The following is a 7,357-nucleotide window of genomic DNA, read 5'->3' as shown; positions in this document are numbered from 1 at the left end:
ATGATGGCAGAGAGGTCACACCCGTTCCCATACCGAACACGGAAGTTAAGCTCTCTAGCGCCGATGGTAGTTGGGACCTTGTCCCTGTGAGAGTAGGACGTCGCCAAGCAACTAAAACACGAGTCATTTGACTCGTGTTTTTTTGTATTGTTAAAAAGAATGGGAAAGAAGTAATGGTAATACAAACACGTTGCCCAAGAGTTAATCATATTATATAAGAGATGGGTGTATATTTTTCTGGAAATTGTTAAGGATTAGAAGTATAAAATAGGTTCACTTAAATAGGGAGGGAAGGTTATGAAATTACAAAGTGAAGTTTGTATTGTTTGTGAGACAAAAAGAAAAGAAGGTATATATGTTTATAATAATTTAATATGTTATGAATGTGAAAAGGATATGGTGAACACAGAGATAGATGATCCAAAATCATATGCCTTTATATGAGGCGTTAATAGAGTTTAAAGAAAGAGGGTCGTTATCTTTTCATGTTCCAGGTCATAAGAATGGTTTAAACTTCCCTCAGAAGGCAATAAGAGAGTTTAAAGATATTCTATCTATTGATGTAACTGAGTTAGCAGGACTGGATGATTTGCATAGTCCGTTTGAATGTATAGATGAGGCACAACAATTATTGACTGAAGTGTATGATACAAAGAGAAGTTATTTTTTAATTAATGGTTCAACAGTCGGGAACTTAGCAATGATTTTGTCTTGTTGCAGGGAACATGATATTGTTCTTGTACAAAGAAATTGTCATAAATCAATTATTAATGGTTTAAAACTAGCGGGAGCAAATCCCATTTTTTTAGATCCATGGATTGATGAAGCTTATAACGTACCAGTGGGAGTTCGTAATGAAATTATTAAGAAAGCAATTGGAAAATATCCAAATGCGAAAGCACTCATTTTAACGCATCCTAATTATTATGGTATGGGGATGGATTTAGAGGTAAGCATCGCTTTTGCACATGCACATAAAATCCCTGTTTTGGTAGATGAGGCACATGGGGCACATCTTTGTTTGGGAGAACCATTCCCAAAATCAGCGTTAACATATGGTGCAGATATTGTAGTTCATTCTGCACATAAAACATTACCCGCAATGACAATGGGTTCCTATTTACATATAAATAGTCACTTAGTAGACGAAGAGAAGGTTACTACTTATTTAAGTATGCTACAATCTAGTAGTCCATCGTATCCAATTATGGCTTCCTTGGATATAGCACGCTTTACAATGGCGCGTATAAAAGAAGAAGGACATGGTGAAATTGTTGAGTTTTTACGGAGATTTAAGGAACAGTTACGTTCTATTCCACAAATCGCCATTTTAGAATATCCGTTGCAAGACGAGCTAAAGGTTACCGTACAAACTCGTTGTCAGTTATCAGGGTACGAATTACAGTCCGTATTTGAAAATGTCGGTATATATACAGAGATGGCTGATCCGTACAATGTCCTATTTATTTTACCCCTGCAAGTAAATGAGGAGTATATGAAGGTTATAGAGATGATCCGAGTAGCATTGCAACATTATGACGTGAAAGACAAGAGGGAATCTATTCGTTATACTTATAAAGGTGAATTCTCTCCTTTGCCGTATACGTATAAACAACTAGAAGGATATGGAACAAAGATAGTATCTATAGAAGAGGCTGTTGGAATGATAGCGGCGGAAATGGTAATTCCGTATCCACCTGGAATTCCATTGGTTATGTATGGAGAGAGAATTACTTCAGAGCATAAAGAGCAAATTATGTATTTAGAGAGAGCAGGAGCTCGTTTTCAAGGTAATACGAAATATATGAAAGTGTATGATATAGAAAGTAGGTTTTAGGATGAAGGGATTATTTGTAACAATTGAGGGTCCAGAAGGTTCAGGTAAAACAACGTTAATTAAAAGCTTATTACCATATTTTGAACAAAAAGCACAAAAGGTAATGGCGACAAGGGAACCAGGTGGTATTGCAATTTCTGAGGACATTAGGACGATTTTACATAAACAAGAATATACGATGATGGAAGCACGTACAGAAGCGCTTCTTTATGCTGCTGCGCGCAGACAGCATTTAGTAGAAAAAGTTATGCCAGCACTTAATGAGAACTATCTCGTGCTATGTGATCGTTTTATAGATAGTTCTTTAGCATATCAAGGCTATGCAAGAGGGTTGGGTATGGATAAGGTATTTGAAATAAATCGTTTCGCAACAGAGGACTGTATGCCTAGTTTAACAATTTATCTAGACATTGAGCCTGAGGTTGGTTTGGCTCGAATTGAAAAAGATGCAGGACGTGAAGTAAATCGACTAGATATGGAAGATATCTCTTTCCATAAACGTGTGCGCGAAGGGTATTTACAAGTTGTAGAACGTTTCTCGGATCGTATTGTATTGGTAAATGCTGATCAGCCGATGGAAAAACTTATAGAAGAAGTTGTTCAGATTATAGAAGATAAATTGTTATAATAGAAGGAAAGAATGAAATAAGTGAGGTATGCATTATGATGAAGACGTGGGAGCAGCTTTCTGCTATACAACCCATCGGTGTAAAAATGTTGATGAATAGCATTGCAAAAGAGCGTATATCCCACGCTTACTTGTTAGAGGGAGGGAAAGGTACGGGAAAGTTTGCGACAGCAATTCAAATGGCAAAGAGTTTCCTCTGTTCTCAGCGGAATGGAGTAGAGCCCTGTCATGTATGCACAAATTGTAAGCGAATTGATTCAGGTAACCACCCTAACTTACATATTGTAAAACCAGACGGATTATCTATTAAGAAGCAGCAAATTCATGATTTACAAGAAGAGTTTTCAAAAACAGGATTAGAGGCAAATAAAAAATTATATATTATTGAGCACGCAGATCGTATGACGGCAAATGCGGCCAATACACTTTTGAAATTTTTAGAAGAACCAAGTAGTGATACAACCGCTATTTTACTTACTGAACAAAGTCATCAAATTTTAAATACGATTTTATCTCGTTGCCAAGTTGTTACGTTTAGACCGTTACCTACAGAATCTTTAATTAGAAGATTACAGGAAGAAGGTATTACAGCATCTTTATCGACACTTGCTGCTCAACTCACAAATAGTTTTGATGAAGCTTTAGCTTTATGTAGTGATGAATGGTTTGCACAAGCACGAGCTTTAGTGATAAAATTATGTGAAGCGCTCGAAAAAGATAAAACCTCTATTTTTTTTGTACAAGAAAAATGGGGAAAACACTTTGGAGAGAAAGAACAATTACAGCAAGGGTTAGATATGTTACTCCTTATTTATAAGGATTTACTATATGTTCAACTTGGAGAAGAAGATCGTCTTGTTTTTCATGAGCAGAAAGAGATGTTTGAATCGTTTTCCTATGCTCAGAAGCGCATTGTATCAGCTCTCTTTAATATATTAGAGGCAAAAAATAGAATCAACGCTAATGTAAATGCGCAGCTTGTGTTCGAACAGTTAGTGTTGCGGTTGCAGGAGGGATGACCGTTTTGTATGATGTAGTAGGTGTTCGCTTTAAGAAGGCCGGAAAGGTATATTACTTTGATCCAAATCAGTTCGATATCTCTGAAAATGAGTTTGTTATTGTAGAAACGGTAAGAGGTATTGAATACGGAAAAGTAGTTATTACCAAAAAGCAAGTTGATGAAAACGACGTTGTATTACCGCTAAAAAAGGTTATTCGTATTGCAAATGAAAATGATCGTACCATTGTTGAAGAGAACAAACATGCTGCAAAAGAAGCATATCAAGTCTGTCAGCAAAAGGTAGTAGAGCATAATCTTGATATGAAACTTGTAGATGTAGAGTATACATTCGATCGTAATAAGATTATTTTCTATTTTACTGCGGATGGTCGGATTGATTTCCGCGAACTAGTGAAGGACTTAGCGGCAATTTTTAGAACAAGAATTGAACTAAGACAAATTGGTGTTCGTGATGAAGCGAAGATGCTAGGTGGTATTGGTCCATGTGGTCGTATGCTTTGTTGTTCTACTTTTTTAGGAGATTTTGAACCTGTATCCATTAAAATGGCAAAGGATCAAAATTTATCATTAAATCCTGCAAAAATCTCTGGTTTATGTGGTCGCTTAATGTGTTGCTTAAAATATGAGAATGATGAATATGAGGCAGCAAAGGAACAACTTCCTGATTTAGATCAACGTATACAAACCCCGCATGGTACTGGCCGTGTGATCGGATTAAATATTTTAGAAAGATTAATTCAAGTGGAACTAGTAGACAAGGAACGGATAGTAGAATATACGTTAGATGAGTTAGTGAATAAAGGGGTCGTTTCGAGTCAAACCACAGATTAATGAGGTGGGTGCTTGTGGAGAAAAAAGATATTTTTGAATCGGTTTCTAGTATGGAAGAGCAAATTGGACATTTATACAAACAGTTGGGAGAGTTAAAACAGCATCTTGCAGAGTTGTTGGAAGAAAACCAGCATATAAAAATGGAAAATAACAATTTGCGACACCGTTTTGAAGAAGTGCAGAATAAAGAAAAACAAAAAACTCAAAAGCGTAAAGAAGTGAAGCCGAAGACAGATATTGGTGAAGGCTATGACAATTTAGCGAGACTGTATCAAGAAGGTTTTCATATTTGCAATCTACATTATGGAAGTGTACGTAAAGAGGGAGATTGTTTGTTCTGTCTGTCATTCTTAAATAAAAAGTGAAATTACCTTTCCAATTATAATTGGAAAGGTAATTTTTTATACATGAAATAGGGTAGGTTAAGGGTAAGAAAAGGAGCAGTATATGAATTTATATGAAGATGAACGTTTAGATTACTTATTAGCGCAAGACATGAAGATTATACAAAGCCCATCAGTATTTAATTTTTCTTTAGATGCTGTTTTACTGGCAGATTTTGCATGGGTACCAATTCAAAAGGGGAATTTACTTGATTTGTGTACAGGTAACGCAGTTGTCCCCCTTCTATTAAGTACAAGAACAAAAGGAAAGATTACTGGTGTGGAAATTCAAGAACGCTTATATGATATGGGAGTAAGAAGTGTTCAATATAATGGGCTGGAAGAAAGAATTCACCTCATACATGGAGATTTGAAAGATATGCCAGAGAAACTCGGACGTCATCAATATGATGTTGTTACATGTAATCCACCATATTTTCAAACACCTCAAACTTCAGAGAAAAATATGAATGAACATTTAGCGATAGCTCGTCATGAAATTATGTGTACATTAGAAGATGTTGTATCTGCAAGTAGTCAGTTAGTAAAACAAGGTGGGAAAGTGGCGTTTGTACATCGTCCAGGGCGATTACTCGACATTGTCACATTAATGCGTAAATATAAAATTGAACCAAAGCGTGTGCGATTTGTTTATCCTAAGGTTGGAAAAGAAGCAAATACATTGTTAATTGAAGGAATTAAGGATGGAAGTGCAGATTTAAAAATTTTACCACCTCTCGTTGTATATGAGAACAATAACGAATATACAAAGGAGATACGTTCAATTTTATATGGAGAAGAATAAGCATTTTTTTTATGTGGTAGAGTGCTCTGATGGAAGTTATTATGCTGGATATACAAACCATATAGAAAAACGAATTCAGACTCATAATAGCGGCAAAGGAGCTAAGTATACACGCGTCAGGCTTCCTGTCGTTTTAAAATATGTAGAGACCCATGATGATAAACGTACAGCTATGCAAGCGGAGTATTACTTTAAGCAATTAACGAGAAAACAAAAAGAGGCATATATGCAAAAAGGAGAACGCTATGTGGCAACAAAAAAGCTTTCAACAAAATGAAAAGGGAGTTTTATATTTAGTACCAACTCCTATTGGAAATTTAGAAGATATGACATTTCGTGCAATCCGAATTTTAAAAGAAGTTGATTTAATTGCTGCTGAAGATACGAGACAAACGAAAAAACTTTGTAATTATTTTGAAATTGAAACACCTGTCACGAGTTATCATGAGCACAATAAAGAAGTAAGTGGGAAGAAAATATTAGAGAAATTAGAGGATGGAAAGAATGTAGCACTTGTTAGTGACGCTGGTATGCCGTGTATTTCTGATCCAGGTTACGATATTGTTGTTGAGGCAGTAGCTGAGCAATATCATGTAATTCCGCTTCCTGGAGCAAATGCAGCCCTTACAGCATTAATTGCATCTGGTCTTGAAACAAAGCAGTTTTATTTCTATGGTTTCTTGCAGAGAAATAAAAAGGAACGAAAGATGGAGTTAGAAAAGCTTCGTTATGTACAAACTACAATGATGTTTTATGAAGCGCCTCATCGTTTAGATGATACTTTAATTTCGATGCAGGAAGTGTTGGGAAATAGAGAGATTGTATTATGTCGGGAGTTAACGAAAAAATTTGAGGAATTTATTCGAGGAACAGTCGAAGAAGCAATTGAGTGGACGAAGCAAAATGAGGTACGTGGTGAGTTTTGTATTTTAGTAGCTGGTTCGACAGAAGAACCTGCTCCAGAAGAACAATGGTGGGAATCTCTTTCAGTATATGATCATATTGAACACTATATAAATGAAAAAGGTATGAATTCAAAAGAAGCGATTAAAACAGTCGCTAAAGATCGAGATTTGTCGAAAAGAGATGTATATCAAATCTATCATGTCGATAAAAAATAAGCTTCTCATAATTGAGAAGCTTATTTTGCTGTTTCGATATAATCTTGAAGTTCGTTTAAGATTTGCTCAGCGCCTTCTTTGCTTAAGATGATTTTACCTTCAGCTAAAGAAAGGTTACCGTCAGATACTTCACCAGTTACTTGGCAAGTCATGTTTGGTTTATATTTTTTTAAGATGATTTTCTCGTCATCAACATAGATTTCAAGAGCATCCTTTTCTGCAATACCTAAAGTACGGCGTAATTCGATTGGAATTACTACACGACCTAATTCATCAACTTTACGAACAATACCAGTAGATTTCATAATTTTTTTCCTCCTAAATAAATAGTTTATAAGTTTCGAGTCTATTTTTAGATTCGTCATTTTTCGACAAAATACCCTATGGACATATGATACCAATCATTTACATTTCCGTCAATTCTTAAATTCTATATTTTTTAAAAAGATTTATAGATTTCTTATTTCTTATATATAATAGATTGAGAGGAAATTCCACAATTATTTACATTGTTTTCTGAAAAATTAACAAATTTTAAGTGGAGATTGTATATTTTTTTGGAATATGAGCAATAGATGATAAAGATATCGAGCATTAAGAACCCAAATTCAAAATTAGGTTGGGGTAAAGAAGATAAGTGAGATTCGGGCTGCTCGTAAAAGCCCGATTGATGTGGGCTAATAATCAGTGGGGATGAACAAAAACCCCGCTGATTAAAGTTTCACTTTATA

9 protein-coding genes, 1 rRNA gene and 1 pseudogene are annotated in these 7,357 nt (G+C 35.3%); 10 read left to right on the top strand and 1 reads right to left on the bottom strand.

The annotated features are described in order from the left end of the window. The 10 genes and pseudogenes from rrf to rsmI form a co-directional block, all read left to right on the top strand. Positions 1–109 (top strand): 5S ribosomal RNA (gene rrf / locus MR160_RS16305); the annotation flags it as partial. A 188-nt stretch (positions 110–297) separates the two neighbouring features. After that, positions 298–426, top strand: a pseudogene (locus tag MR160_RS16300) (sigma factor G inhibitor Gin); the annotation flags it as partial. Further along, positions 416–1,837: an aminotransferase class I/II-fold pyridoxal phosphate-dependent enzyme gene (locus MR160_RS16295; RefSeq protein WP_242297722.1), complete on the top strand. Its 1,422-nt coding sequence runs from the start codon at positions 416–418 to the stop codon at positions 1,835–1,837. The pseudogene MR160_RS16300 and the gene MR160_RS16295, both read left to right, overlap by 11 nt. A 1-nt stretch (position 1,838) precedes the next feature. Continuing rightward, complete coding sequence (gene tmk / locus MR160_RS16290; protein ID WP_000677218.1) at positions 1,839–2,465, top strand: dTMP kinase; 627 nt, start codon at positions 1,839–1,841, stop codon at positions 2,463–2,465. Between the two features lie 35 nt (positions 2,466–2,500). Next, positions 2,501–3,484: a DNA polymerase III subunit delta' gene (gene holB / locus MR160_RS16285; RefSeq protein ID WP_000978578.1), complete on the top strand. Its 984-nt coding sequence runs from the start codon at positions 2,501–2,503 to the stop codon at positions 3,482–3,484. A gap of 5 nt (positions 3,485–3,489) precedes the next feature. Then, positions 3,490–4,317 carry a PSP1 domain-containing protein gene (locus MR160_RS16280; RefSeq protein WP_000272429.1) on the top strand — a complete coding sequence of 276 codons (828 nt, stop codon included), beginning with the start codon at positions 3,490–3,492 and terminating at the stop codon, positions 4,315–4,317. Between the two features lie 14 nt (positions 4,318–4,331). Next, positions 4,332–4,682: a DNA replication initiation control protein YabA gene (gene yabA, locus MR160_RS16275; protein ID WP_000412063.1), complete on the top strand. Its 351-nt coding sequence runs from the start codon at positions 4,332–4,334 to the stop codon at positions 4,680–4,682. Between the two features lie 82 nt (positions 4,683–4,764). Next, positions 4,765–5,505 (top strand): tRNA1(Val) (adenine(37)-N6)-methyltransferase, encoded by a 741-nt coding sequence (locus MR160_RS16270; protein WP_242297719.1) that lies wholly within the window; start codon positions 4,765–4,767, stop codon positions 5,503–5,505. Beyond that, the gene (locus MR160_RS16265) at positions 5,492–5,782 is read left to right on the top strand and encodes a GIY-YIG nuclease family protein (protein WP_000414350.1); all 291 of its coding nucleotides are present in this window, start codon (positions 5,492–5,494) and stop codon (positions 5,780–5,782) included. The genes MR160_RS16270 and MR160_RS16265 overlap by 14 nt, the downstream gene beginning before the upstream one ends. Continuing rightward, on the top strand, positions 5,751–6,626 hold the full coding sequence (gene rsmI, locus MR160_RS16260) for a 16S rRNA (cytidine(1402)-2'-O)-methyltransferase (protein ID WP_000267816.1): 876 nt from the start codon (positions 5,751–5,753) through the stop codon (positions 6,624–6,626). The genes MR160_RS16265 and rsmI overlap by 32 nt, the downstream gene beginning before the upstream one ends. 20 nt (positions 6,627–6,646) lie before the next feature. Here rsmI and MR160_RS16255 read toward each other — a convergent pair whose 3' ends face one another. Beyond that, complete coding sequence (locus tag MR160_RS16255; protein ID WP_000843036.1) at positions 6,647–6,931, bottom strand: AbrB/MazE/SpoVT family DNA-binding domain-containing protein; 285 nt, start codon at positions 6,929–6,931, stop codon at positions 6,647–6,649. Positions 6,932–7,357: the final 426 nt, after the last annotated feature.

It is taken from the genome of Bacillus cereus group sp. BfR-BA-01382 (genome assembly GCF_022663475.1).
Classification (GTDB): Bacteria; Bacillota; Bacilli; order Bacillales; family Bacillaceae_G; genus Bacillus_A; species Bacillus_A thuringiensis_S.
This window is presented reverse-complemented; position numbering and strand designations above follow the sequence as displayed.